Origin of the sequence: Brevundimonas sp. (genome assembly GCF_035627055.1) — a bacterium.
GTDB lineage: Bacteria > Pseudomonadota > Alphaproteobacteria > Caulobacterales > Caulobacteraceae > Brevundimonas.
Genome location: NZ_DASPMM010000008.1, coordinates 1 through 25047, shown reverse-complemented (window position 1 = coordinate 25047; position 25047 = coordinate 1). Strand labels below are relative to the sequence as shown.

General features: G+C 71.2%; 23 protein-coding genes. 6 read left to right on the top strand and 17 right to left on the bottom strand.

Annotated elements, in window-relative coordinates; all coding sequences use genetic code 11:
* From dnaK to dapB, 3 genes are all read left to right on the top strand, one after another.
* Window positions 1–1725, top strand: a 1725-nt coding sequence (gene dnaK, locus VEA98_RS03190) for a molecular chaperone DnaK (RefSeq protein ID WP_324811030.1), incomplete at its 5' end; no start/stop codon positions are given.
* 170 nt (window positions 1726–1895) lie between these two features.
* Window positions 1896–3086 (top strand): molecular chaperone DnaJ, encoded by a 1191-nt coding sequence (gene dnaJ, locus VEA98_RS03185; protein ID WP_324811029.1) that lies wholly within the window; start codon window positions 1896–1898, stop codon window positions 3084–3086.
* A 20-nt stretch (window positions 3087–3106) separates the two neighbouring features.
* The gene (gene dapB / locus VEA98_RS03180; RefSeq protein WP_324811031.1) at window positions 3107–3856 is read left to right on the top strand and encodes a 4-hydroxy-tetrahydrodipicolinate reductase; all 750 of its coding nucleotides are present in this window, start codon (window positions 3107–3109) and stop codon (window positions 3854–3856) included.
* A gap of 142 nt (window positions 3857–3998) precedes the next feature.
* Here dapB and VEA98_RS03175 read toward each other — a convergent pair whose 3' ends face one another.
* The 3 genes from VEA98_RS03175 to coaBC form a co-directional block, all read right to left on the bottom strand.
* Entirely contained in the window at window positions 3999–4364 is a 366-nt protein-coding gene (locus VEA98_RS03175; protein ID WP_324811028.1) for a hypothetical protein, read from the bottom strand.
* Window positions 4365–4436: 72 nt separating this feature from the next.
* A complete protein-coding gene (gene dut / locus VEA98_RS03170) occupies window positions 4437–4886 on the bottom strand; it encodes a dUTP diphosphatase (protein WP_324811027.1) in 450 nt (149 codons plus the stop codon).
* 12 nt (window positions 4887–4898) lie between these two features.
* Window positions 4899–6125 carry a bifunctional phosphopantothenoylcysteine decarboxylase/phosphopantothenate--cysteine ligase CoaBC gene (coaBC, locus tag VEA98_RS03165; protein WP_324811026.1) on the bottom strand — a complete coding sequence of 409 codons (1227 nt, stop codon included), beginning with the start codon at window positions 6123–6125 and terminating at the stop codon, window positions 4899–4901.
* 190 nt (window positions 6126–6315) lie between these two features.
* Between coaBC and VEA98_RS03160 the strand changes: the two genes are divergently transcribed.
* Window positions 6316–6828, top strand: a complete 513-nt coding sequence (locus VEA98_RS03160; RefSeq protein ID WP_324811025.1) for an S-type pyocin family protein — start codon at window positions 6316–6318, stop codon at window positions 6826–6828.
* A gap of 18 nt (window positions 6829–6846) precedes the next feature.
* Here VEA98_RS03160 and VEA98_RS03155 read toward each other — a convergent pair whose 3' ends face one another.
* The 5 genes from VEA98_RS03155 to miaB form a co-directional block, all read right to left on the bottom strand.
* Window positions 6847–7263 carry a helix-turn-helix domain-containing protein gene (locus tag VEA98_RS03155; protein WP_324811024.1) on the bottom strand — a complete coding sequence of 139 codons (417 nt, stop codon included), beginning with the start codon at window positions 7261–7263 and terminating at the stop codon, window positions 6847–6849.
* A 161-nt stretch (window positions 7264–7424) separates the two neighbouring features.
* Complete coding sequence (gene lnt, locus VEA98_RS03150) at window positions 7425–9020, bottom strand: apolipoprotein N-acyltransferase (protein WP_324811023.1); 1596 nt, start codon at window positions 9018–9020, stop codon at window positions 7425–7427.
* On the bottom strand, window positions 9007–9456 hold the full coding sequence (gene ybeY / locus VEA98_RS03145) for an rRNA maturation RNase YbeY (RefSeq protein WP_324811022.1): 450 nt from the start codon (window positions 9454–9456) through the stop codon (window positions 9007–9009). The genes lnt and ybeY overlap by 14 nt, the downstream gene beginning before the upstream one ends.
* A complete protein-coding gene (locus tag VEA98_RS03140; RefSeq protein ID WP_324811021.1) occupies window positions 9453–10448 on the bottom strand; it encodes a PhoH family protein in 996 nt (331 codons plus the stop codon). The genes ybeY and VEA98_RS03140 overlap by 4 nt, the downstream gene beginning before the upstream one ends.
* Window positions 10448–11833 (bottom strand): tRNA (N6-isopentenyl adenosine(37)-C2)-methylthiotransferase MiaB, encoded by a 1386-nt coding sequence (miaB, locus tag VEA98_RS03135; protein WP_324811020.1) that lies wholly within the window; start codon window positions 11831–11833, stop codon window positions 10448–10450. The genes VEA98_RS03140 and miaB overlap by 1 nt, the downstream gene beginning before the upstream one ends.
* Window positions 11834–11941: 108 nt before the next feature.
* Here miaB and VEA98_RS03130 point away from each other — a divergent pair, with 108 nt between their 5' ends.
* The gene (locus VEA98_RS03130) at window positions 11942–12241 is read left to right on the top strand and encodes a DNA-binding protein (protein ID WP_324811019.1); all 300 of its coding nucleotides are present in this window, start codon (window positions 11942–11944) and stop codon (window positions 12239–12241) included.
* Here the strand turns inward: VEA98_RS03130 and VEA98_RS03125 are convergent.
* From VEA98_RS03125 to VEA98_RS03085, 9 genes are all read right to left on the bottom strand, one after another.
* Window positions 12238–12723, bottom strand: a complete 486-nt coding sequence (locus tag VEA98_RS03125) for a Fur family transcriptional regulator (RefSeq protein ID WP_324811018.1) — start codon at window positions 12721–12723, stop codon at window positions 12238–12240. The two genes, VEA98_RS03130 and VEA98_RS03125, sit on opposite strands and share 4 nt — an antisense overlap.
* A gap of 27 nt (window positions 12724–12750) precedes the next feature.
* On the bottom strand, window positions 12751–13167 hold the full coding sequence (locus VEA98_RS03120; RefSeq protein WP_324811017.1) for a GNAT family N-acetyltransferase: 417 nt from the start codon (window positions 13165–13167) through the stop codon (window positions 12751–12753).
* A gap of 29 nt (window positions 13168–13196) precedes the next feature.
* Window positions 13197–13874, bottom strand: coding sequence for a tRNA (adenosine(37)-N6)-threonylcarbamoyltransferase complex dimerization subunit type 1 TsaB (gene tsaB, locus VEA98_RS03115; protein ID WP_324811016.1), 678 nt, complete (start codon window positions 13872–13874; stop codon window positions 13197–13199).
* Window positions 13875–13899: 25 nt separating this feature from the next.
* Window positions 13900–14289: a helix-turn-helix domain-containing protein gene (locus VEA98_RS03110; RefSeq protein ID WP_324811015.1), complete on the bottom strand. Its 390-nt coding sequence runs from the start codon at window positions 14287–14289 to the stop codon at window positions 13900–13902.
* A gap of 70 nt (window positions 14290–14359) precedes the next feature.
* Window positions 14360–14932, bottom strand: coding sequence for a helix-turn-helix transcriptional regulator (locus VEA98_RS03105; protein WP_324811014.1), 573 nt, complete (start codon window positions 14930–14932; stop codon window positions 14360–14362).
* 116 nt (window positions 14933–15048) lie between these two features.
* Complete coding sequence (locus VEA98_RS03100) at window positions 15049–15606, bottom strand: NifU family protein (protein WP_324811013.1); 558 nt, start codon at window positions 15604–15606, stop codon at window positions 15049–15051.
* Window positions 15607–15779: 173 nt separating this feature from the next.
* Window positions 15780–16244 carry a universal stress protein gene (locus VEA98_RS03095; RefSeq protein ID WP_324811012.1) on the bottom strand — a complete coding sequence of 155 codons (465 nt, stop codon included), beginning with the start codon at window positions 16242–16244 and terminating at the stop codon, window positions 15780–15782.
* Between the two features lie 88 nt (window positions 16245–16332).
* Window positions 16333–21198 (bottom strand): NAD-glutamate dehydrogenase, encoded by a 4866-nt coding sequence (locus VEA98_RS03090; protein WP_324811011.1) that lies wholly within the window; start codon window positions 21196–21198, stop codon window positions 16333–16335.
* Window positions 21199–21554: 356 nt separating this feature from the next.
* Window positions 21555–22688, bottom strand: coding sequence for an AI-2E family transporter (locus tag VEA98_RS03085; RefSeq protein ID WP_324811010.1), 1134 nt, complete (start codon window positions 22686–22688; stop codon window positions 21555–21557).
* A 92-nt stretch (window positions 22689–22780) separates the two neighbouring features.
* Between VEA98_RS03085 and VEA98_RS03080 the strand changes: the two genes are divergently transcribed.
* Window positions 22781–24346, top strand: coding sequence for a helicase HerA-like domain-containing protein (locus VEA98_RS03080; RefSeq protein ID WP_324811009.1), 1566 nt, complete (start codon window positions 22781–22783; stop codon window positions 24344–24346).
* The last annotated feature ends 701 nt before the right edge of the window (window positions 24347–25047 follow it).

Here is a 25047-nt window from a genome sequence, read left to right as displayed (position 1 = left end):
ACCTTCTTCGCCATCAAGCGTCTGATCGGCCGCCAGTACAACGATCCCGTAGTGGCCAAGGACAAGGACATGGTGCCCTACGAGATCGTCAAGGGACCGACCGGCGACGCCTGGGTTCGCGCCAACGGCAAGGACTACTCGCCCCAGCAGATCTCCGCCTTCATCCTGCAGAAGCTGAAGGAGGACGCCGAGGCGTTCCTCGGCGAGAAGGTCGAGAAGGCGGTCATCACCGTCCCGGCCTACTTCAACGACGCCCAGCGCCAGGCCACCAAGGACGCCGGCAAGATCGCCGGCCTGGACGTGCAGCGCATCATCAACGAGCCGACCGCGGCGGCCCTGGCCTACGGCCTCGACAAGAACGAGGGCAAGAAGATCGCCGTCTACGACCTCGGCGGCGGCACCTTCGACGTCTCGATCCTCGAGATCGGCGACGGCGTGTTCGAGGTGAAGTCGACCAACGGCGACACCTTCCTCGGCGGCGAGGACTTCGACCTGCGCCTCGTCGACTACCTGGCTGACGAGTTCAAGAAGGAGCAGGGCGTCGACCTGCGCTCCGACAAGCTGGCCCTGCAGCGCCTCAAGGAAGAGGCCGAGAAGGCCAAGAAGGAGCTCAGCTCCACGACCCAGTACGAGGTCAACCTGCCGTTCATCACCATGAACGCCTCGGGCCCGCTGCACCTGAACATCAAGCTGTCGCGCGCCAAGCTGGAAGCCCTCGTCGAGGACCTCGTCGCGCGCACCATCGAGCCGTGCCAGAAGGCCCTCAAGGACGCGGGCCTCAAGGCCTCGGACATCGACGAGGTGGTTCTGGTCGGCGGCATGACCCGCATGCCCAAGGTGCAGGAGGCCGTGAAGGCCTTCTTCGGCAAGGAGCCGCACAAGGGCGTCAACCCGGACGAGGTCGTGGCCCTGGGCGCCGCGGTCCAGGCCGGCGTGCTGCAGGGCGACGTCAAGGACGTGCTGCTGCTCGACGTGACCCCGCTGACGCTGGGCATCGAGACGCTCGGCGGCGTCTTCACCCCGCTGATCGAACGGAACACCACCATCCCGACCAAGAAGAGCCAGGTGTTCTCCACCGCCGACGACAACCAGTCGGCCGTGACCATCCGGGTCTTCCAGGGCGAGCGCCCGATGGCCGCCGACAACAAGATCCTCGGCCAGTTCGACCTGATGGGCATTCCGCCGGCCCCGCGCGGCATGCCGCAGATCGAGGTCGCCTTCGATATCGACGCCAACGGCATCGTGCATGTGACGGCGAAGGACAAGGCGACCAACAAGGAGCAGTCGATCCGCATCCAAGCCAACGGCGGCCTCTCGGACGACGACATCGAGAAGATGGTCAAGGAAGCCGAGGCCAACGCCGCCGCCGACAAGGCCCGCAAGGAACTGGTCGAGGCCCAGAACTCGGCCGACAGCCTGATCCACTCGACCGAGAAGGCCCTGGCCGACCACGGCGACAAGGTCGGCGAGACCGAGAAGACCGCCATCCAGACCGCCCTCGACGACCTCAAGGCGGCCAAGGACGGCGCGGACGTCGACGCCATCCGCGAGAAGACCAACACCCTGGCCCAGGCCTCGATGAAGCTGGGCGAGGCCATGTACGCGGCCTCGCAGGGCGCGGGCGACGGCGCCGCCGCCGAGGCCCCGGCCGACGACGGCGTGGTCGACGCGGAGTTCGAGGAAGTCTCGGACGCCGACGCCGGCGACGAGAAGAAGAGCGCGTAAGCCACACGCTCCGCAAAACCGCTACGGCCCCGCTTGTCACCCGACGGGCGGGGCCGTTTCATAAAACTTGCATCAGTCGGCCGGGCGCCCATGTCAGCCCGGTCAGCCGTTGCGGTCATCGCCCGACAAGAGGCGCGGCCGGACCGGCAGGGTAAGAGGACGAACGCCAGATGGCGACGCGTGACTATTACGAAATCCTCGGCGTTGAGCGGACCATCGATGCCGCCGGGCTGAAGTCGGCCTACCGCAAGCTGGCCATGCAGCATCACCCCGACCGCAACGGCGGTTGCGAGGAGTCGATGGCCCGCTTCAAGGAGATTTCCGAGGCCTACAGCGTGCTGTCCGACGAGCAGAAACGCGCCGCCTACGACCGCTTCGGCCACGCCGGCGTCAACGGCGGCGGCGGCAATCCTTTCGGCCAGGGCGGGGCCGGCTTCGCCGACGTCAACGACATCTTCTCCCAGGTCTTCGGCGAGGCGTTCGGCGACGTCTTCGGCGGCCGCGCCGGTGGCGGGGCCCGCCAGCACGGTCCGCGTCGCGGCTCCGATCTGCGCTACGACCTCGAGATCACCCTCGAGCAGGCCTACAAGGGGGCCGAGGTCGAGATCGCCGTGCCCACCACCGCCGCCTGCGACGCCTGCGAGGGCTCGGGCGCCAAGAAGGGCACCAAGCCGACCACCTGCACCACCTGCCAGGGCGCCGGCCGCGTCCGCTCGGCCAACGGCTTCTTCCAGGTCGAGCGCACCTGCCCGCGCTGCGGCGGCCACGGCCAGATGATCGCCGAGCCCTGCACCGCCTGCCACGGCCACGGCCAGGTGCGGAAGAACCGCACGCTGCAGCTCAAGATCCCGGCGGGCGTCGACGACGGCTCGCGCATCCGTCTGTCGGGCGAGGGCGACGCCGGTCAGCGCGGCGGTCCGCGCGGCGACCTCTACGTCTTCATCTCGGTCACCCCGCACGAACTGTTCGAGCGGGACAACCTCGACCTGCTGGTCACCGTCCCCGTGCCCATGACCACGGCCGCCCTGGGCGGCGAGATCGACGCCCCCTGCCTCGTCTCCGAGGCCTGCGACGGCCGCTGCAAGGCCCCCGTGACCGTCCCCGCCGGGGCCCAGACCGGCAAGACCGTGCGCATCAAGGGCAAGGGCATGCCCCATCTCAACGGCAAGAACCGCGGCGATCTGGTGGTCGAGCTGTTCGTCGAGACCCCCACCGACCTGACCCCGCGCCAGAAGGAGCTGCTGGAGGAGCTGGCCGCCTCGCTGGGCGACCTGCAGACGCCGCGCAACTCGTCCTTCGCCGGCAAGGCCAAACGTTTCTGGGCCGACATTCTCGGCGACGCCAAGGAAGCGGCGCAGTGACGCCGGCCGGGGGGCCTCCGATCAGCGGCATCTTCCACGCCGGCATCTCCGGAGCCCGGGGGCGCATGGGCCGGGCCGTCTCGGCCGTGCTCGACGCCCGGGAGGACGTCGTCGTCGCCGCCCGCTTCGATCGCGGCGAGAGCCCCGAGCTTTCGCTGTGCGACGTGATCATCGACTTCTCCACCCCCGACCATTCGGTCGAGCTGGCCCAGGCCTGCGCCGCCCGTCGGGGGCCCGCCCTGGTCATCGGCTCCACCGGCCTGACGCCGGAACAGGACGCCGCAATCCTCAAGGCCGCCGAGACTGTGGCCATCGTCCGCAGCGGCAATTTCTCGCTCGGCGTCAACATCCTGATCGGCCTGGTCGAGCACGCGGCCCAGCGGCTCGACGCGCGCGACTGGGATATCGAGGTGCTGGAGACGCACCACCGCCGCAAGGCCGACGCCCCCTCGGGCACCGCCCTGATGCTGGGCGAGGCCGCCGCCAACGGCCGCGGCGAGGATCTGGCCGACGTCCGCACCGCCCCCTACGACGGCCTCGCCGGCCCGCGCGAGACCGGCCGGATCGGCTTCGCCTCGCTGCGCGCCGGCGGCGTCATCGGCGAACACACCGTGCTGTTCGCCTCGGATGACGAGACCCTGACCCTCAGCCATTCGGCCATCGACCGCAGCCTGTTCGCCAAGGGCGCCGTCGCCGCCGCCGCCTGGGTCCGCAGCCGCAAGCCGGGGCTCTACGACATGCAGGACGTGCTGGGTTTCCGGCAGGCGTAGCCTGGCTGGGGCGCTACCGCTCGCGACGCGGTCGCTCGCTGCTTGAGCGCGAACGCCGTCTCCTCCCCATCGTCAGACGGGGAGGGGGACCACGAAGTGGTGGAGGGGCGAAGACGCCGCACAGGCGCTTCGATGACGACCCTCAGTGCGCGTGCTTGCGGTGGGCGTGACCGCCGCCGGTGAACAGCGACTTGATCAGGAAGAACACGGCGATGACGATCGCATAGCCGAGGAACAGGGCGAACACCCCCATCCAGAAGGTCAGGGTCAGCAGGTCGGGCAGCACGAAGGCGCCGCCGTCCAGCATCGGCCGGACCACGCCGATGGCCACATGCACCAGGGCCGCGCCCAGCGCCGTGGCCCACAGCCGGCTCCACGCCGGCATCAGCAGGGCCGCGATCACCGCGATCAGCAGGCCCATGACCTGATTGACGCCGTCGAACCCGCCCTGGGCCAGGCCGAACACGGCCCCCAGAACGCCGCTGATCCAATCGAACAGGGACTCCATACGCCGACCTCCGTCTGCTGCGGCCAGCTTGGCCGTGGACAGGGTTAACGCCGGTCGGCGAAAATGGCTCCGCTAGCGCCCCGTCGAGCCGAAGCCGCCCGCCCCGCGCGCCGTCTCGTCCAGCGTCTCCACCTCGACCAGGGCGGCCTGCTCGTGCCGCGCGATGACCATCTGGGCGATGCGTTCGCCGCGCTTGATCACGAACGGCTCCTGGCCGTGGTTGATCAGGATGACGCCGACCTCGCCGCGATAGTCGCTGTCGATCGTCCCCGGCGCGTTGAGGCAGGTCAGGCCGTGCTTCAGCGCCAGTCCCGAGCGCGGCCGCACCTGCGCCTCGTATCCGGCCTCCAGCGCGATCCTCAGCCCGGTGGGCACCAGCGCCCGCGCGCCGGGCGTCAGGATGATGGTCGCGTCGTCGGCCAGGGCCGCCCGCAGGTCCATGCCGGCGGAACCGGCGGTCTCATAGGCCGGAAGCGGCAGGCCCTCGGCGTGCGGCAGGCGTTCGACGCGAACGGTCGTCATGGTCGGCGGTCCTCAGGCTCTGAAATGATCGGCGACGCGGGCCGCCAGCCGGCGCGCCACCTCCGCCTTCGGCTGGCGCGGCCAGGAGTCGGCGCGGCCGTCGCGGGTGAACAGGGTGACCGTATTGCCGTCCGCCCCGAACACATTGTCCGACACGTCGTTGCCGACGATCCAGTCGCAGCCCTTGCGCGAAAGCTTGGACCGGGCGTTGGCCTCCAGGTCGGCGGTCTCCGCCGCGAAGCCGATGACCAGCTTCGGGCGGCGCTTGCCGGGCGACGACACGCCCGCCAGGATGTCCGGGTTCTCGATCAGGGCCAGCGACGGCGGCCCGCCGGGGGCCTTCTTGATCTTGCCCGAGGCCACGCCGTCGACGCGCCAGTCGGCCACCGCCGCGCTCATCACGGCGATGTCCGAGGGCAAGGCCGCCTGCACCGCCGCCTGCATCTCGCGCGCGGTCTCGACCCAGACCCGCTCGACCCCGATCGGCGCGGCCAGCGCCACCGGGCCGGACACCAGCGTCACCTTCGCCCCCAGCGCCGCCAGCGCCTCCGCGATCGCATAGCCCTGCTTGCCGCTGGAGCGGTTCGTCAGCCCCCGCACCGGGTCGATCGGCTCGAAGGTCGGTCCCGCCGTCACCACCGCCGTGCGTCCGGCCAGGGGCCGTCCGTCAGGCCCGGCCAGCAGGGCCCCGATGGCGGTCAGGATCGCCGCCGGCTCCGCCATCCGCCCTGGACCGAACTCGCCGCAGGCCATCTCGCCCTCGTCGGGGCCCACCACCGCCATGCCATGGAAGCCGTCGAAGCCCCTGAGCCGGTCGACATTGGCCTGCACCGCCGGATGCAGCCACATCCGCACATTCATCGCCGGGGCCAGCAGCACCCGCTTGTCGGTGGCCAGCAGGGTGGTCGAGGCCAGGTCGTCGGCCAGTCCGTTGGCCGCCTTGGCGATCAGCCCCGCCGTCGCCGGCGCCACCACCACCAGATCGGCCCAGCGCGACAGTTCGATATGGCCCATGGCCGTCTCGTCCTCGGGCATGAACAGGGCCTGCCGAACCGGCCGTCCCGTCAGCGCGGCGAGCGACATCGGCGTGACGAACTCGGCCCCCGCCGCCGTCAGCACGCTCATCACCTCGGCGCCCGCCTTCTTCAGCAGCCGGACCAGCTCCAGCGCCTTGTAGGCGGCGATGCCGCCGCCGACGATCAGCAGGATCTTGCGTCCGGACAGCGAGGCTGGGGTCATGACCCTGATCTAGCGACCGCGCCGCATGGCGTCGAGGGATCGCTTCGTGCGGCGGACGCCGGCTGGTTCATCACCAGGGCCAGGAGGCCGGCGCGACGGCGCGTTCCGCGGGAGCCTGAAACAAGAACATTGCAAGAACAAAATATCGGCGTTATGGAGTCGCGGCGGGTCAGAACTCTTGGAGGGTGTGATGACGGGCAAGGGCATGAAGGCGGTCCGGGGCGCGGCGCTGGCGCTGATCCTGGCGGGCTGCGGCAACGGCGGCTCGGCGGTCGAGACCCGGGACCGGGCGGCGGACGGGGCCGAGGCGGCGCTGAGTTCCGCTGCGGGTACGGCGGCGGCAGCCGCCGAGGCGGTCCCGGAGAAGGCGAAACCGGCGCTGACCGCCAACCGCCGCGAGACGGTCGACGCCAAGGTCGCCCGGCTGTTCGAGCGCAACGGCGCCGATTTCGGGGCCACCTCGGCCGAAGACTATCTGGCCAAGGTGCAGGGGTTCATCGCCCGCCCGCCGTCGGGCACGGAACGGGCCGAGCGGCCCAATGGGGATATCCTGCTCTATCACGCCGGCAGCAACACCTTCGCCGTGGTGTCGCGCGAGGGCGTGGCCAAGACCATGTTCAAGCCGCGCGACGGCGCGGCCTACTGGGCGGAGCAGAAGGCGGCGGCCCCGACCTTCGGGCGGCGCGCGCCGTCGCCGGACTAGCGTCGGCGGGGCGGCGGCTCAGGCCTCGTCGGTTTCCTTGCGGTCGGCCATGTCGCGGATCAGCTCCAGCGCCAGCTTCTGTTGCCGGGTCGACAGCTGGGGGGCGAGGCGGCTGATCTCGATGGTGTAGCGGGTGGCCGGGAAGTCGTGGTCGAACGTCCCGCCGCCCTCGGCCATGCCGGCCATCTGGGGCCCGTTCAGGCCCTCGAAGAAATAGCCGATGTCGACCTTGAAGAAGCGCGCGATGTCCCAGAGTTTCGAGGCCGAAATCCGGTTCGCGCCCTTCTCGTATTTCTGGATCTGCTGGAAGGTCAGGCCCAGCGCCCGGCCGAGGTCGCTCTGGTTATAGCCCAGCGCCAGCCGCTTCTCGCACACGCGCCGGCCCACATGCCGGTCAACCGGATGAGGTCCGTCCTCGCCCTTGCCCCTGGCCATGGTTTGTCTTGCTCTCTGCTGGTTGAAGCCAGCTTTGAATGCGCCTGCTTCGCCCCGCTGTCACGGAAAAACGCCCGGTTTCGCGGCGCCGCGCAATCCCCGGTAGCGCAACCGTTAGGGCCCTCCCCGCCCACGGGAAAATCACCCTTGACCGGGTGCAGTCAGCCGCCCCGCCGCCGCCGCCGGAGGGCCGGCGCTGCGAGGGGGATGAGCGAGAGAAGCAGTCCCAGGCCGAACAGCAGGTCCCCGAACCGGCCATAGACGGTGACGGCGGCGGGCGCGGGCAGGCGCGCATCGATGACGCCGCTTTCGCCCGGCTCCAGCCGCTGGTCGCCGACCACCCGGCCCCACGGATCGATCATCGCCGACACCCCGGTCGGCGTCGATCGGACCACCGGCAGGCCCGTCTCGATGGCGCGATAGCTGGCCAGGTTGAGGTGCTGCAGCGGGCCGGAGGTGCGGCCGAACCAGGCGTCGTTGGAGATGTTGGCGATCCAGCGCGGCCGCCGGGCTCCGCCGGGGGTGAAACCGGGATACAGGCTCTCGTAGCAGATCAGCGGCTGCACCGGCGGCAGGCCGGGAATGGCGATCGGCGCCGGGCGCGGGCCGGCGCTGAAGTCCAGCGGCATGTGGGTCAGGCTGCGCACGCCCAGCGCGCCCATCAGGTCGCCGGCCGGCAGGTATTCGCCGAACGGCACCAGCCGGTATTTGTCGTAGGTCGCAGTGATCCTCAGGCCGTCGCCGCCCTCGTCGGTCAGGGCCAGCAGGCTGTTGTAGTAGCGCCCGCCCTCGGGGGCGGCCGGATCGGCCACGCCCCGACCGAGGCCGAGGATCAGGGTCTGGCCCGGCCGCACCGCCCGGGCGATGGCCACGGCGTCCGGCGAGCCGGGGGCGAACACCTGGTTGGCCGAGGCGGGCAGGGCGCCTTCCGGCCAGATGATCACGTCGGGGACGATCGCACCCGGCCGCGCCGTCAGATTCACATAGCGGTCGACGATGCCGCGATAGGCCTCGGGGGTCCATTTGGACTCCTGCGCCACATCGGCCTGGACGATGCGCACCACCGTGTCGGTCAGCGTCAGTCTGGCCCCGCCCAGCCGCACGGTTCCGCCGACCAGCAGCGCCGCCAGCGCCAGACCGCCCAGGGCGGCGGCGCCGATGCGGGCCTTGCGCGAGCCGGGGCCGGCCAGCGGCCCGAAGGCCGAGACCGCCGCCACGGTGACCAGGCTCAGGCCATAGACGCCGACGACGGAGGCGAATTGCGACCCCGCCGAGCCGGCCTTCCAGCTGGCCCCCGCCGGGTTCCACGGGAAGCCGGTCAGCACATGGCCGCGCAGCCACTCCAGCAGGCAGAACAGGGCCGCAAAGACCAGAAAGCGGCTCGCTCCGCCGGGGCTGACGCGCCGGTAGAGCGCCGTCGCCGTGCCCCAGAACAGGCCCAGGCCGATCGGCAGCAACGAGGCGGCGAACGGCGCCATCCACGCCTGCTCCGGATTGACCAGGAAGGCCTCGGCCACCCACCAGCAGCTGATGAAGAAATAGGCGAAGCCGGCCAGCCAGCCCATCCAGAAGCCGCCGCGCGTCGTCGCCGAGCGCTCGGCCAGCAGCATCAGCAGCGGATAGCCCAGCAGTCCCGGCAGGACGCCGAACGGCGGGTGGGCCAGCGCCGCGCCGGCGCCGGCGGCGAGCGCCAGGGCGATACGGCCGAAGCGCAGGATCAGGCGGTCGCGGCGGGAGGCGGGATCAAGCTTGAGCATCGGCCCTGTATGGGTCGGCGACGCCCAGGCTGGCAAGGATGCTGCGCTCCTCGGCCTCCATCTCTTCCGCCTCGGCCTCGTCTTCGTGATCGCGCCCCAGCAGATGCAGCACGCCGTGCACGGTCAGATGCGCCAGATGATCCGCCAGCGTCTTGCCCTGCGCCTGCGCCTCGACCGCGCACACCCCGAAGGCCAGCACCAGATCGCCGAGATGCGGCGCGGCGCTCTCAGCGGCCGGGAACGACAGCACATTGGTCGGCCGGTCCTTGTCCCGGAAGCGGGCGTTGAGGTCCTGCACCCCGGCGTCGCCGGTCAGCAGCACCACCACGTCGCCCCCGACGGCCCCCAGCGCCGCCGTCGCCGCCCGCTCCGCCACCGCGGCCGCGTCCGGCAGGGCGGCCGTCCACGCCGGGTCCTCGACCTCGACCTCGATCACGCGTCGGGATCCTCAAGGTCGGCGCTCGGCCGCTGCGCCGCCGCGTCGGCGTCATAGGCGCGCACGATGCGTTCGACCATGGCGTGGCGCACCACGTCCTGGGCCTGGAAGGTCTGGATGGCCACGCCCTTGACGTCCTTGAGGATGCGCAGCGCGTGCCTCAGCCCGGAGTCGCGCGGGTTCAGCAGGTCGATCTGCGACGGGTCCCCCGTCACCACCATCCGCGCGCCCTCGCCCAGCCGGGTCAGCACCATCTTCATCTGCAGCCGCGAGGTGTTCTGCGCCTCGTCGACGATGATGAAGGCATGCGCCAGGGTCCGGCCGCGCATGAAGGCGATCGGGGCCGCCTCGATCTCGCCCTTGTCGCGCCGCCGGCGCACGTCGTCCGGCCCGAGGATGTCGTTCAGCGCCTCCCAGATCGGAGCGAGATAGGGATCGACCTTCTCGTTCAGGTCGCCCGGCAGGAAGCCCAGCTTCTCGCCCGCCTCGACCGCCGGGCGGGTGATGACCAGCCGGTCGACCTGTCCGCGCCGCAGCAGCGAGGCCCCATAGGCCGCCGCCAGAAAGGTCTTGCCCGTCCCCGCCGGCCCGACCCCGAAGGTCAGTTCGCAGCGCGACAGCATGTCCAGATAGTTGGCCTGGGCGGCCGTCTTGGGCGCGATCGCGCCGCGCCGGCCGACCGGCAGGGCGATGGCGTTCGGCGCCACGGTCCCCTGCCCTTCCCTCGGCTGGGTCGCCGCCGCGCCCAGCGCGGTGCGCACGTCCGCCTCGGTGATCGTCGCCCCCGTGTCGGCCCGCTCCGCCAGCGTCCGGATGACCCGTTTCGCCTGCGCCCGGTCGCGCGTCGAGCCGTTGATGGTCACGCCGCCGCCCGGCGCCTCGACCAGCACCTTGAAGGCGTCCTCGATCAGGGCGACGTGGCGGCTGTTGGGACCCACGACGGCGCGCAGGGCGGCGTCGTCCAACGCCAGAAACTCACTCTCACGCGCCATCAATGGGCCTTCTGTTCAACGAGCCGCCCGGTCAGGGAATTCTGCTGGCCGCTCAGGATCTCCACCGGAACGATCTGGCCGATCAGGTGATCCGCGTGATCCACATGCACCGACTGCAGCCACGGCGAGCGGCCGATCGCCTGCGCCCCGTGCCGGCCCTTCTTCTCGAACAGCACGGGCAGGATGCGCCCCGCCAGCGCTTCGTTGAAGGCGATCTGCTGTTCGGTCAGCAGGGCCTGCAGCGCATGCAGCCGCTCGCGGCTGACCGCCTCCGGGACCTGCGCCGCCATCGTCGCCGCCGGCGTGCCGGGGCGCGGCGAATACATGAAGCTGAAGGCCGAGGCGTAGTTCACCCGCCGCACCAGATCCATCGTCTGCTCGAAATCAGCGTCGGTCTCGCCCGGGAACCCGACGATGAAGTCGCCCGACAGCGCCATGTCCGGCCGCGCCGCGCGGATGCGCTCGATCAGCTCGAGATATTTCGTCCGCCCGTGCTTGCGGTTCATCAGCCGCAGGATGCGATCCGAGCCCGACTGCACCGGCAGGTGCAGATAGGGCATCAGCTGGGGCAGATCCCGATGCGCCGCGATCAGTTCGTCGGTGAAGTCGTTGGGATGGCTGGTCGTGTAGCGGATGCGGTCCAGCCCCGGGATCTCCGCCAGGGCATACGCCAGCCGCGCCAGCGTCGACGGCTTTCCGTCCGGCCCCTCGCCGTCGTAGGCGTTGACGTTCTGGCCCAGCAGGGTGACCTCGCGCACGCCCCGCGCCGCCAGCTCGCGCGCCTCGGCCAGCACGTCCGCCACCGGCCGCGACCACTCGGCGCCGCGGGTATAGGGCACGACGCAGAAGGTGCAGAATTTGTCGCAGCCTTCCTGCACGGTCAGGAAGGCGGTGACGCCGTCGCCGCCGCGCGGAACCTGCAGGGCGTCGAACTTTTCATTGGGCGCGAAGTCCGCCCCGATCCGCTCGCCCCGCGCCCGCGCCGTGCGGGTCAGCAGCTCGGGCAGCTGGTGATAGGCCTGCGGCCCGACCACCAGATCGACCGCCGGCTGGCGCTTCATGATCTCCTCGCCCTCGGCCTGGGCGACGCAGCCGGCCACGGCGATGGTCATCGCCCCCGCCTTCGCCTCCTTCATCACCCGCAGCTTGCCGAGCTCGGAATAGACCTTCTCGGCCGCCTTCTCGCGGATGTGGCAGGTGTTGAGGATGACGAAGTCGGCGTCCTCGGCGCTGTCCGTGGCCGCATAGCCGAGCGGGCGCAGCACATCGGCCATACGCTCGGAGTCATAGACGTTCATCTGGCAGCCGTAGGTCTTGATGAACAGGCGCTTGGTCGGCGCGCCCGCCTCATCCGCGACCGGCGGCGAAACAAGGGTCTCGGTCATGGATCGGCTTTTAGTGCCCCCGCGCCGTCCGCGCCATGCCCGCGACAACCCCGCCCTTCGGTTGCGCTCTCACATCGGCTAGGCTGACGCGGCACATCGGAGGCTCCCATGTCGATCAGCGGTCCCCAGGCCCGCGCCGCGCGCGCCCTCGCCGAAATGCCCCGGGATCATGTCGCGCGCCTGTCGGGGCTCACGGTGGACGCCCTGCGCGCCTTCGAGGTCGGCAAGATTCATCCCGGAGACGAAGCCGTCGCCCATCTGCGGGCGGCGCTGGAATCCGGCGGCGTCGTCTTCATCGACGAGAACGGCGCCGGGGCCGGCGTGCATCTGAAACTCAACAGCCGCGACGCGCGCTCGATCAGGCGGCTGGAGAACGAAGGCGGCGTGGTCGGCGAGGACGACGTCTAGCCCTGGTCGAGGTCCGCGGGGTCGACCTTCGCGGCCCGGCGCTCGAACACCAGGCCTTCGCGGCTCGTCGGCTCGGCGCCCTCGATGCGCTTGCCGTAGAGCTCCAGCTTGTGGCCGACCAGCTCGTAACCGAGCCGCGCGGCGATCTCGGTCTTGAGCCGCTCGATCTCGGCGTCGAAGAATTCGATCACCTCGCCCGTGCGGGTGTCGATCAGGTGGTCGTGGTGGTCGTCGCCGGCCTCCTCGTAGCGCGAGCGGCCGTCGCCGAAGTCGTGCTTCTCTACGACCCCGGCCTCCTCGAACAGCCGCACCGTGCGGTAGACGGTGGCGATCGAGATATGCGGATCGATCGACGAGGCGCGGCGGTACAGCTCCTCGACGTCGGGATGGTCGTCGGCGCTCGACAGGACCCGGGCGATGACGCGCCTCTGCTCGGTCATGCGCATGCCGCGCTCGGCGCAGAGTTTCTCGATCCGGTCCATGACCACAGGATAGGCGGGCCGGACGGACTAGGGAAGCGCCACGGTCAGGTCGAGGGCCAGAAGCAGGGCGTCGCGCCGCGCGCCGTCCGCGCCGGCGTAGTAGTCCGGACGCCGCCCCGCCTCACCGAAGCCGGCCCGGGCGTACAGGGCGCGGGCCGGCGCATTGTCCTCCGCCACCTCGAGCAACACCCGCACGGCGCCGCGGGCCGCGGCCGCCAGCACCCCCTCCCCCACCAGCCTCGCGCCCAGCCCCCGCCGGCGCGCCGACGGCCGCACCGCCAAGGTCAGGATCTCCGCCTCGTCGGCCACCGCCCGCATCAGGATGAAGCCGTCCGGCGCCTCGCGCGCGAACACCCCGGCCTGCTCCAGCAGCCCGGCGAAGGCGGCCTCGCTCCACGGCGTGTCGTGCGGGCCCGCGAAGGCTTCGGCGTGGATCGCGGCCAAGCGCGCCGCCTGCCCCGGGGCTTCCACGCTCATGGCGCCGGCGGCCGCGGCTGGCCCGGCAGACGGCTGGGCGGCGTCGCATCAGGCGCGCGCAGATAGACCGGCCGGGGCGGAGAGGCGGCCGGGTCCGCGGCCGCTGTCAGCCGGGCCAGCGCCTCCGGCGACGGCCCGGCGAGGTCCACGATCGCCGCGTCCGGCAGCCCGTCGCCGACCAGGGCCGCGCCGGAGCCGACCAGGCGCACGCCGGCGCCCAGCGCCGCCGACCGCTCGCGCGCTGTCCCGATCGCCAGCGCCTCCGCCGGCCCCTGCGCTGCGCCGCCGCGCCAGAAGCGCGCATAGACCTGCCCCCGGCGCGCGTCGATCAGGGCCGCGGCGGGCCCCGCCCCGGGCGCCGACGCCGCCAGCCCGTCCAGGCTCGAAATCCCCACGACCGGCCGCCCCAGCGCCGCCCCCAGCCCCTGGGCGAAGGCCAGGCCGACGCGCAGGCCCGTGAACGAGCCCGGCCCGACCGTGACCCCGATCCGCTCGATGCCCGCGAAGCCGCCGGCCTCGGCCGCGGCGTCCCGCGCCATGCCGGCCAGCCGCTCCTGATGGCCCTTGGTCATGGCCTCGGAGCGCAGGCCCAGCGCCCGCGCCTCTCCGTCCTCGACCTCGAACACCCCGGCGGTGCACAGGCCCAGCGCCGTATCGATGACCAGCACCCTCACGATATGGCTCCGGCGCGGCCGCGCCTCAGCCGTCCCGGGCCAAGGCCCGCACCACCCGCGCCACCGCCTTGCGCAGGTCGCGGTCCTCGATCAGCGGAAACGCGCCCGCCACCGCCCGTCCGTCCGCCGTGGCGGTGATGCGGCGCAGCGCCTCCCAGCCGGGGTCGACCGTCTCGCGCGCCGTCTCCACCGGCGGAAAGAAGGCCTCGACCGAGGTGGCCAGCACCGTCGCCACCCGATGCAGGCGGGAGGCCGAGATGCGGTTCTGGCCGGTCTCGTATTTCTGGACCTGCTGGAAGCTGATCCCGAGCTGCTGCGCCAGCGCCGTCTGCGACAGCCCCATGGCCGACCGGCGCAGACTGATCCGCGCCCCGACATAGGCGTCCACCTCTTCCGGTTCGCCGATCCTGGCCATGGCCGCGCTCCCGCTGTTCACGACGGAACAGTTTCATGGAAACGGGAGCGTTGCAACCAAATCGTTTCATCTAGACATCCAGCCGGGCTACGACGGCCGACACCTGGCGGGTCGCCGACCGCGCGATCCGCTCCTCGCCGCCGCCGACGCCGCGCACGACCAAGGCGTCGGGATCGGCCCGCTCGTAGAGCTTCACCCGCAGTTCGCCGTCGGCCATCTCGATGACGCAGCCCTGGTCGCGGCGCGGCCAGCGGCCCGGCTCGTATTCCAGCACCACCCCGGACGCGGCCCACGGCGCAAGGTCGTCGCTGGACAGCTGCAGCCGCCGTGTCCCGGTAACGGGACCGGCGAAAGCCCGACCGCTGCTGTTCAGGCCCGCGGCGGCTTCCGGCGCGGCGGCGGACGGCGCGCCCAGCTTCAGCGCCAGCGCCTCGGGCGACGCGCCGATCGCTGTCGTCAGCCGCCGCTGCACGTCGGGCCTGAACAGGCCGGGCCGCTTGCCGGCTTCATAGAGTCCCCAGCCCTGGCTGGTCATGCCGGCGCGTTCGCCCGCCTCGGCCTGGCTCAGGCCCGCCTCGCGGCGCAGGGCGGCGAGCGCCTCGCCGAGGCGCCGGGCGTCGCTGTCGCTCTCGAACCGGGGCATGGAGGGACTATGGCTCCAGCGATGCGCAGAAGCGAGGACGGATTTGTTTCAGGCGGCGGAGACGCCGCGCCAGAGAGGTTCATCACAAAGGACGGTGGCGCTTCGCGGGAGCCTCCCTAGATCACCTGTTCGACCCGCGTCACTTCCGGCACATAGTGTTTCATCATCTGCTCGACGCCGGCCTTCAGCGTCGCCGACGACGACGGGCACCCCGAACAGGCGCCGCGCATCCGCAGGGTCAGCACGCCGGTCTCGAGATCGAAGGCGTCGAACAGGATGTCGCCGCCGTCCTGGGCCACGGCCGGGCGGATGCGGCTGTCCAGCAGCTGCTTGATCTCGGCGACGATCTCGCTGTCCTCGCCGTCGGACGCGGCGCCGGCGGCGGTCCCGCCGCGCATCAGAGGCGCGCCCGAGACGAAATGGTCCATGACCGCCGCCAGGATCGGCGCCTTCATCTGCGCCCAGCCCGGCCCCGCCGGGTCGCGCGTCACCGACACATAGTCCGCCCCGAAGAACACCCCGGCCACGCCCTCCAGCTGGAACAGCGCCTCGGCGAGCGGTGAGGCCGAGGCCTCGTCGATGGTCAGGAACTCGTGCGGCTCGGCCGAGACCTCGCGTCCGGGCAGGAATTTGAGCGCGTTCGGATTCGGCGTCGGTTCGGTCTGGATGAACATGGCCGCTAAGTGCGCCTGCCGGGCGCCCCGTTCAAGGCCTGCGCTTCTCCCTCCCCCTTGTGGGGAGGGTGGCTGTCGCGTCAGCGACAGACGGGCGGGGCCACCAGTCCCCCACCCTGTCGCCGCTTCGCGCCGACATCCCTCCCCACAAGGGGGGAGGGAGAGGCGGACCCCTATGCCAGGTCCTCGATCTCTTTTTCGGTCAGCTCGCCCGGCACGATGGTGACCGGCAGCTTGCGCCCCGTGAAGGCCGCCCCCTGCTTGACCACGGCCGCGACCAGCGGACCCGGCGCGCTGGAGCCCGCCGCCAGCACCAGGATCTTGATGTCCGGGTCCTCGCCGACGACCTTGCGGATGCAGGCCTGCGGGTCGCCGCGTTCGATCAGCAGGATCGGCGTCGAGCCGGAGCGTTCGGCCGCCTCGGCGGCCCAGGCGTTCAGCGAGGTCTCGGCCTCGGCCCGGGTCTGGCGTTCGATCTCCTCGCGCACCCCGGCCCAGTGGGCGTCGGACGCCGCCTGCGGGATGATGCGCAGCATGACGAGATGGCCGCCGGTCGAGCGCGCCCGCCGCGCCGTATAGCGCAGCGCCGCCTCGAACTCCGGACTGTCGTCGACGACGACCAGGAATTTACGCGGCATCGGCAGCCCTCTTCCTCAGCCCGGGCACGCTAGCAGATCACGGCCCGGCGCGCGAAGCGCCGGGCCGCTCACGGACGCTGCCGTCGCTTCACCCCGCCGACGAAGCGATTTCCCGGATCACGCTGTTGGCGATGGTCAGCTTGGCGAAGGTCCAGCCGGAGCCCGAGGCCTCGATCTCGTCGACCGAGGCGCGCACCCCCTCGACCGTCTTCAGCCGGGGGCCGATCCAGCGATCGACCGCCTTCTCCGCCGCCTTCTCGCCGGCCCCGATCGAGGCGTCGGCCGAACGGGCCACGGCCCGGGTCAGCACGACCTGCTCGTTCATCAGGTCCTCGATCAGACGCCGCACCGCCAGCCGGTCGAAATGATCGGCCGAGGGCACCGCCCCCGCCGCCGCCCGCAGCCGGTCGAAATCGAAGGCCGCCCCGACCTGGTGGTACAGGGTGGCCATGGCCGGTTCCGGCCATCCCGCCTCGCGCGCCAGGTCGCCGATGTCCGCCGTGGCCACCAGCGGCCGCAGCATGGCGAAGTCGCGCGCCATCGCCTTGGGCGCGCCATAGCCGCTGAAGGCCGCGATCCGGTCCTCCAGCCGCTCGCGCTCGAAGCGCGACAGCACCGCCCCGCCGGCGGCGCGCAGGGCGTCGGCGGCCGGGCGGTAGGCGGCGATCAGGCCGTCGACCGTGGCCCCGTCGCGCATCGCCCGCCGGGCCAGCCAGAAGGTCTGGCGGCGCAGCACGGTCGAGATTTCGCGATACAGCGCCGTCTGGGCCTCGGCCGGGATATTCAGGTCCAGGGCCGAGACCTGGTCCCAGGCCTCGTCGAGACGGAACACCTGCCGCGCCGCCTCGAAGGCGACCACCATCGCCCCGGTGTCGCACTGGGCCGACAGGCGCAGCCGCTCCGGGAAGGTCGCGCCGCACATGTTGACGATCTCGTTCGACAGCACGGTCGAGATGATCTCGCGGCGCAGCCGGTGGCGCTGCATGTCGGGTTCGAACTTCGCCAGCGGATCGGGGAAGTAGCGGACCAGGGTCTTTTTGAAGAAGGCGTCGTCCGGGGCCTTGGAGGCGACGATGTCGTCGAACAGCTCCAGCTTGGAATAGGCGGTCAGCACCGCCAGTTCCGGCCGCGTCAGCGCCTGGCCCGCCGCCTTCATCTCGGCCAGCTTCAGGTCGTCGGGCAGGCCCTCGACCTTGCGGTCGAGTTTCCCCTTGCCGCCCAGCCACTGCATGAAGCGCTGCTGCGAATCCAGCGCCTCGGCCCCCTCCGCCTGCTGCAGCGTCAGGGCCAGGGTCTGGTCGTAGTTGTGGACCAGCACCTTCAGCCCGACCTCGTCGGTCATCGAGGCCAGCAGGGCGTTGCGGTCCTCCGCCTTCAGCGCGCCCGAGGCGATCGCCGCCCCGGTCAGGATCTTGATGTTGACCTCGTGGTCGGAGCTGTCGACCCCGGCCGAGTTGTCGATGGCGTCGGTGTTCAGCCGGCCGCCGAGGCGGGCGTAGGCGATCCGGCCCGCCTGGGTCATGCCCAGGTTGGCGCCCTCGCCGATGACCTTGGCCCGGACCTCGGCCCCGTCGATGCGGATGGCGTCATTGGCCTTGTCGCCGACCTGCAGGTCGCTCTCGTGGGCCGCCTTCACATAGGTGCCGATGCCGCCGAAATAGAGCAGCTCGGCCGGCGCCTTGAGGATGGCGTGCATCAGGGTCGCCGGATCGAGGGAGTCCTCGCTGATGTCCAGCGCCGCCTTGATCTCGGGCGTCAGTTCGATCGACTTGGCCGAGCGCGGGAACACCCCGCCGCCTTTCGAGATCTTGCTCTTGTCGTAGTCCTGCCAGGACGAGCGCGGCAGTTCGAACATCCGCTTGCGCTCGACCCACGAGGTCGCCGGGTCGGGATCGGGATCGATGAAGATGTCGCGGTGGTCGAAGGCCGCCACCAGCTTGATCGCCTTCGACAGCAGCATGCCGTTGCCGAACACGTCGCCGCTCATGTCGCCGACGCCGACGACGGTGAAAGGCTCGGTCTGGATGTCCTTGCCCATCTCGCGGAAGTGGCGCTTGACCGCCTCCCACGCCCCGCGGGCGGTGATGCCCATCTCCTTGTGGTCGTAGCCGACCGATCCCCCCGAAGCGAAGGCGTCGTCCAGCCAGAAGCCGTAGTCGGCCGAAATGCCGTTGGCGATGTCGGAGAAGGTCGCCGTCCCCTTGTCGGCGGCCACCACCAGATAGGGATCGTCGCCCTCCCACATCACCACGTGGGCCGGATGCGTCACCGAGCCGTCGGCGGCGATGTTGTCGGTGATGTCGAGCAGGCCCGACAGGAAGGTCCGGTACGCCCGGATCGCCTCGGCCTGCTGGGCGTCGCGGTCGCCGCCGGCGCGCACGATGGTCGGCAGGTTCTTCGGATAGAAGCCGCCCTTGGACCCGACCGGCACGATGACGGCGTTCTTGACCTGCTGCGCCTTGACCAGGCCCAGCACCTCGGTGCGGAAGTCGTCGCGGCGGTCCGACCAGCGCAGCCCGCCCCGCGCCACCGGCCCGAAACGCAGGTGCACCCCCTCGACGTGCGGGGCCCAGACGAAGATCTCGCGGAACGGCCTGGGCAGCGGCAGGTCGTCCAGCTCGCGCGAGGCGATCTTGATGGCGATGTGCGGCTTGGGCAGGCCGTCGGCCGCCGTCTGGAAATAGTTGGTCCGCTTGATGGCCATGACCAGCAGCGCCATGCGGCGCAGGGCCCGGTCGTGATCCAGGCTCTTCACCTCCTGGAGCAGGGCCATCAGCTTGTCGGTCTGTTCCGCCACCATGGCCGTGCGGCTGTCGGCGTCGCCGCCGGCCGCGGGGTCGAATTTGGCGTGGAACAGCGACAGCAGGCCGCGCGCCACCGCCGGATAGTCGCGCAGCGCCTCTTCCTGCACCGCCTGGCTCGGGTCGAGCCCGGTCTGCTGGCGGTAGCGGGCCAGGGTCCGCACCAGCGCCGCCTCGCGCCAGCCGACGCCCAGCTCGATGACCAGGCGGTTGAAGCCGTCGCTCTCGGTGCGGCTGGTCCACACCGCCGAAAAGGCCTGTTCGAACGGCTCGCGGACGTCGTCGAAATGCAGGTCGCCGCCGCGCGGGTCCTCCAGCAGGAACTCGTGCACATGGATCTGCGGATCGCCCAGCGGGCTCAGGGCGTGGCCCCACTCCTCCAGCGTCTTCAGACCCATGTCGGCGAGGATCGGCAGCACGTCCGACAGCGGCACGGCCGCGCCCCGCCGGTACAGCTTGAAGCGGAAATTGAGCGGCCCGTCGCGGTCGGTGCGGAAGGCCCGCACCGCCACCGGATCGCCGCCGTCGTTGAGGCCCGAGGCGTTCAGCCGGTCCGCCGCCTGCAGGTCGCGGATCGCCTCGTCGGCGTCGTAGCGGTCGCGGTAGCCGGCCCCGAACGCCCAGGCCCAGCGCGCGCTCAGCGGCCCGACCTGGACGTCCTCGACGTCGGCGTTGCGCAGGGCGCTCTCGAAGCGGTCGACCCAGCCGCGCCCGGCCTCGGCGATCTTCGCGTCCAGTTCGGCCGGGTCGGGGCAGGGGTGATCCCCCGGCGTCACCCCGATGATGTAGTGGATGCGCACCAGCGGCTGGTCCGACAGCTGCGGATACCAGGCCGACAGTCGTCCGCCCCACTCTTCCGCCAGGATGCGGCCGATCCGCTCGCGCACGCCCGGATTGAAGCGCTCGCGCGGGATGAAGGTCAGCACCGAAACGAAGCGGTCGAACGGGTCCTTGCGCGTGAAGCTCTTGATCCGCGGCCGGTCGTGCAGGTGCAATATGCCCAGCGCGATCTCCAGCAGCTCGTCCTCGCCGATCTGGAAGAGCTCGTCGCGCGGATAGTTCTCGAGGACGTTCTTCAGCCGCTTGTGGCTGTGCGAGCCGGCCACCTTGCCGGCCCGGGTCAGGGCGTTGGCCACCTTGCGGCGCAGCAGCGGCACCTCGGTGGCGGTCTTGTCATAGGCCTCGGCGGTGAACAGGCCGACGAAGCGGGTCTCGCCCGACGGCCGCCCGTCCGGCCCGAACCGCTTGACCCCGATGTAGTCCATATAGGCCCGGCGGTGGACCCGGGAGCGGGCGTTGGCCTTGGCCACGGTGACCGGTTCCGACAGGTTCAGCTGGCGCTTCATCGAGCGGGTCAGCACCGCAGGCTCGTTGGCGCGGCGCAGCACGGTGCGGTCCGGATCGGCCAGAACGCCCAGCCCGGCCCCCGACTGCGACAGCGGCGCCTCGGCCTCGTAGCCGCCGTCCTTGGTGCGGGGATACTCGTAGTCGCGGGCCCCGAGGAAGACGAAATGATCCGCCTCCAGCCAGCGCAGGAAGGCCAGGTTCTCGGCCAGGATGTCCGGGTCGACCCCGGCCACGCCCGCTTCCAGATGGGCGATCGAGCGCGCCATAAGGGCGTTCATCGCCGCGTGGTCCGACACCGCCGCGCGCACGTCGGCCATGGTCTCGGCCAGGCTCTCGCCCAGGGCGTCGCGCCGCTCCTGCGGGGCCGGGTCCATGAGCACGATGATGATCGAGGTGCGCACCCCGTCCATCTCGACGATCGGGTGGAACATCGAGCGCACGGTGACCCCGGCCTCGGCCAGCTCGCCCATGACGCTGTCGACGAGGAAGGGCCGGTCGTCCTGGATGATGGCGAGGCTGTCGTAGCCCACCGCCCGGCCGTCGGCCGCGGCCAGCGGACCGAAGGTGATCAGGGCCGCGTCCCCGGGCTTGCGCCCCTGGGCCGACTTCCACACCGCCGCCAGCAGGTGGGCCAGGTCCGCGCCGCCCAGATCCGGAGTCTCGTCGGCGACATAGTCCTCGTGCGCCTGGGCGAGATAGGCGCGCGCCGCCTCGCCGGGCGAGCCGCCGACCGCGGTGACGAAGCTCGCCTCCAGCGCCTCCAGGGTGATCGCCTGAGGGACGGTGGGGGCGGAGGCGCCGGGCATGAAGGGTCTCTTTGCGGAACGCGGCCGCTGACGGGCCGCCGAGATCGTCGTCAGACTAGGCCGCTTCGCCGCTTCGGCAAGCCGCCTGCCCCGACCCGGCTCCACTAGGACAGGCCGCGCGCGGCGGGAAGCCCCAATTACGCCGCAGCCGGGACGGCCCGGGCGGCGGCGGGGATCCGGCAGGAGCGGAAACGACAAGGCCGCCGGACTTTCGTCCGGCGGCCTGTTCGGACCGGCGCCCAGGAGGGGGAGGGGTTGGCGCCGATCTTCGCGCCGCGGCCTTGGGGGGAGGGGTGCCGCGGCGACACGGTTGAGATAGGCGCCGGTTGTGGCCAATCAAGGGCGCGAAACCCCCCTCAGTCGGGCCGGGCCTGCGGCGGGTTGACGCGGCGCCGGACGGGGGCTTTGGCCTCTTCCTCGTCGGCATAGGGCTCGCCGTCGCCGGACAGCAGGATGGCCATCCAGCGCGACCCCTTGAACTCCGCCAGTATGGCCATGGCCATCACCGCCAGGGGGGTCGACAGGAACATCCCGACCACGCCCCACAGCTTGCCCCACAGCGCCAGCGACAGCAGCACCACCACCGGATCGATGTTCTGGTTGTCGCCCTGCATGCGCGGCTGGATGACGTTGCCGCTGATGAACAGGATGGTCTGCAGCCCGGCCAGCAGGACCCCGGCCTGCCAATAGGTCTCGAACTGCACCAGGGCGAACAGCGGCGGGGCCAGACCGGCCACCGCCCCGCCCAGCACCGGAATGAAGCCGACCACGAAGATGACGAAGGTCCAGAACTCCGCGTTGGGCAGGCCCACGGCCCGCATCAGCAGCCAGGCGCAGGCGCAGATCAGGGCCCCGGTCACCGTCTGCACCCACAGATAGCCCTCGACGCCGCCGCGCACCCGCTGGAACACCTCCAGCGCCTCGCCGCGCGCGGTGCGGTCGGGGAACATGCCGACCAGCTTGCGCCGGAACCCGGCCTGCGAGGCCAGCAGGAAGGCGAGGTAGATCAGCACGAAGACCGCGCCGGTGACCACGCCCTGGGCCTGCCGCGCGATGATGGCCAGATAGCTGCCCACGTCGATGCGGCCGATCAGGTCGCTGACCGTCGGCGGCGGCTCGACCACCCCGGCCACCCGGTAGACGTCGGTGAGGATCTGGTCGAGCCGCGGCCCGATCCGCGCCACCACCCCGGTCGACTCGTCGAAGAAGCCCGCCGCGCCATAGACCACGATGCCGATCGAGGCGAAGAAGGCGAGAATGACCACGATCAGGGCCGCCGCCCCGGCCAGATGCCCCGGCACCGGCGTGCGCTCCTCGATGAACCGCTTCACACCGTCGATGGCGATCATCAGGAAGATGGCCATGGCCAGCGGGGTCAGGATGTCCCTGAGCCAGTAGACCGCCGCCCCCGCCGCGACGACAGCGATCGCCACCACGGCGTTTCGGCCCACGGTCGAGGTCGGCAGGCTGATCGGCGGTTTCATCGGCATATGGTCAAGGTCTCCGGCCGCGCCGTCAATCGGCCTTGAACCGCCCACCCGGCCGGTAGAGCATGAGCGCCGAACCTGTGCAGGAGTTCCGCATGACCGACGCCGCCCCCGGCCTGTTCCTCGGCCAGTCCTCGACCGGCGACGGCGCCCGGCCCGAAGTCCTGCTGCTCCACCGCGCCAACCGGCACGGGGTCGTCGCGGGCGCGACCGGCACGGGCAAGACCGTGACCCTGCAGATCATGGCCCAGGGCTTCTCGGACGCCGGCGTCCCGGTCTTCTGCGCCGATGTGAAAGGCGACCTGTCGGGCGTCTGCGTCCCCGGCTCGCCGAACGAGAAGCTGCTCGCCCGCGCCGCCGGCATGGGCCTGACCCTGCAGCCGAAGGCCGCGCCGGTGGTGTTCTGGGACCTCTACGGCCAGAAGGGCCACCCGATCCGCACCACCGTCAGCGAGATCGGCCCGCTGCTGCTGTCCCGCATGCTCAACCTCAACGACGTCCAGGAGGGCGTCCTGTCGGTGGTCTTCCACGTCGCCGACAAGGAAGGCCTGCTGCTGCTCGATCTCGACGACCTGCGCGCCATGCTGGTCCATGTCGGCGAGAACGCCGAACGCATCGGCCGCGAGGTCGGCAATGTCGCCCCCGCCTCGATCGCCGCCATCCAGCGGTCGCTGCTCCAGCTCGAGCAGCAGGGCGGCAAGGCCTTCTTCGGCGAACCGGCCCTGCGGCTGGAGGACATGATGCGCACCGGCCTCGACGGCCGCGGCCAGGTCAACGTCCTCGACGCCACGAAGCTGATGGCCAGCCCGCGCCTCTACGCGGCCTTCCTGCTGTGGCTGCTGTCGGAACTGTTCGAACAGCTGCCCGAGGTCGGCGATCCGGACAAGCCGCGCCTCGTCTTCTTCTTCGACGAGGCCCATCTGCTGTTCACCGACGCCCCCGACGCCCTGCGCGAGAAGGTCGAACAGGTCGTGCGCCTGATCCGCTCCAAGGGCGTCGGCGTCTATTTCGTCACCCAGAACCCGGCGGACATCCCCGACAGCGTGCTGGCCCAGCTCGGCAACCGCATCCAGCACGCCCTGCGCGCCTACACCCCGTCCGAGCAGCGCGGCCTCAAGGCCGCCTCCGACAGCTTCCGCGCCAATCCGGCCTTCGACACCGCCGAGGCCATCCAGGGTCTGGGCGTCGGCGAGGCCCTGGTCTCGACGCTGGACGAGAAGGGCGCGCCGAACGTCGTCGCCCGCACGATGATCCGTCCGCCGGACAGCCGCCTTGGTCCCGCCACCGACGCGGAACGCGCCGCGGTCATGGCCGCCAGCCCGGTGCGCGGCCTTTACGACACGCCTGTCGATCGCGAGTCCGCCGAGGAAATCCTGCTGGCCCGCCGCGGCCAGGCCGATCAGGCCGCAGCCGACGCCAAACTCGCCGAGGCCCGCGCCAAGGCCGACGCCGCCGCGGCGAAGGACGCCGAAAAAGCCGCCGTCGCCCGCGCCAAGGAACAGGCCCGCCTCGACCGCGAATCCGCCCGCGCCCCCGCCCCCGCCCGCCGCACCCGCGAAACCCCCATCGAGGCGGCGACCAAGTCGGTCCTGCGCACGGCGGGCTCCACCCTCACCCGCGAGATCCTGCGCGGCATCCTCGGTGGAATGCGGCGGCGATAGGACCTGCGCGAAGGCCAATGGCCCGCGGGTGCTGACCGGCGAGCGGGTTCATCACCAAGACCGCGAAGAAGGCGCGAAGGACACGAAGGGAGCCGGTCCCTTTCTTCTTTCGTCACCCCGGGGCAAGCGGCGTAGCCGCGCCGACCCCCGGGACAAGGCGGCGCGCGCGAGCGCGAAGCTGTCGGGAGCGCCGCTGCTTCTCGTCTCCTCCCCGTTCGCTGCTTGCGAATGGGGAGGGGGACCGCGAAGCGGTGGAGGGGTGGAGGAGGTTCGCATGCGATCCGTCGACGGGCGGCGTCACGGTCGTGCGGCGGACAGAGCCCCTCCGACGCGACGCGTATTCGCGTCGCGCCACCTCCCCATCGCTTCGCGACAGGGAGGAGACCGATCAGCCATGACGCTGTGCTGACAATCCGGGAATCCATAGTCGGGTTCGGCGAGCCAATATCCAGCAGGATCAACGACATGACCTGCTGCCAAACCCCGTCTCCTGCGCACAGCATCCGGCGAGCGCATAATTCACCCATCCCGTCGGTGGGGAGGGCGTCGGATCCACGCTTCTCGATGGCGGCGGGCTGTGGTCGAGCGATGAAGCCCGGGGGCGGAGACTCCGGGGGTCCTCGCGGAGGTCGATGGATGGCCTCTGCTTGCTCGCCGCGCACCGAAGGCGCGGAGCGCCTGGGCCGCCCACCGGCGGTCTG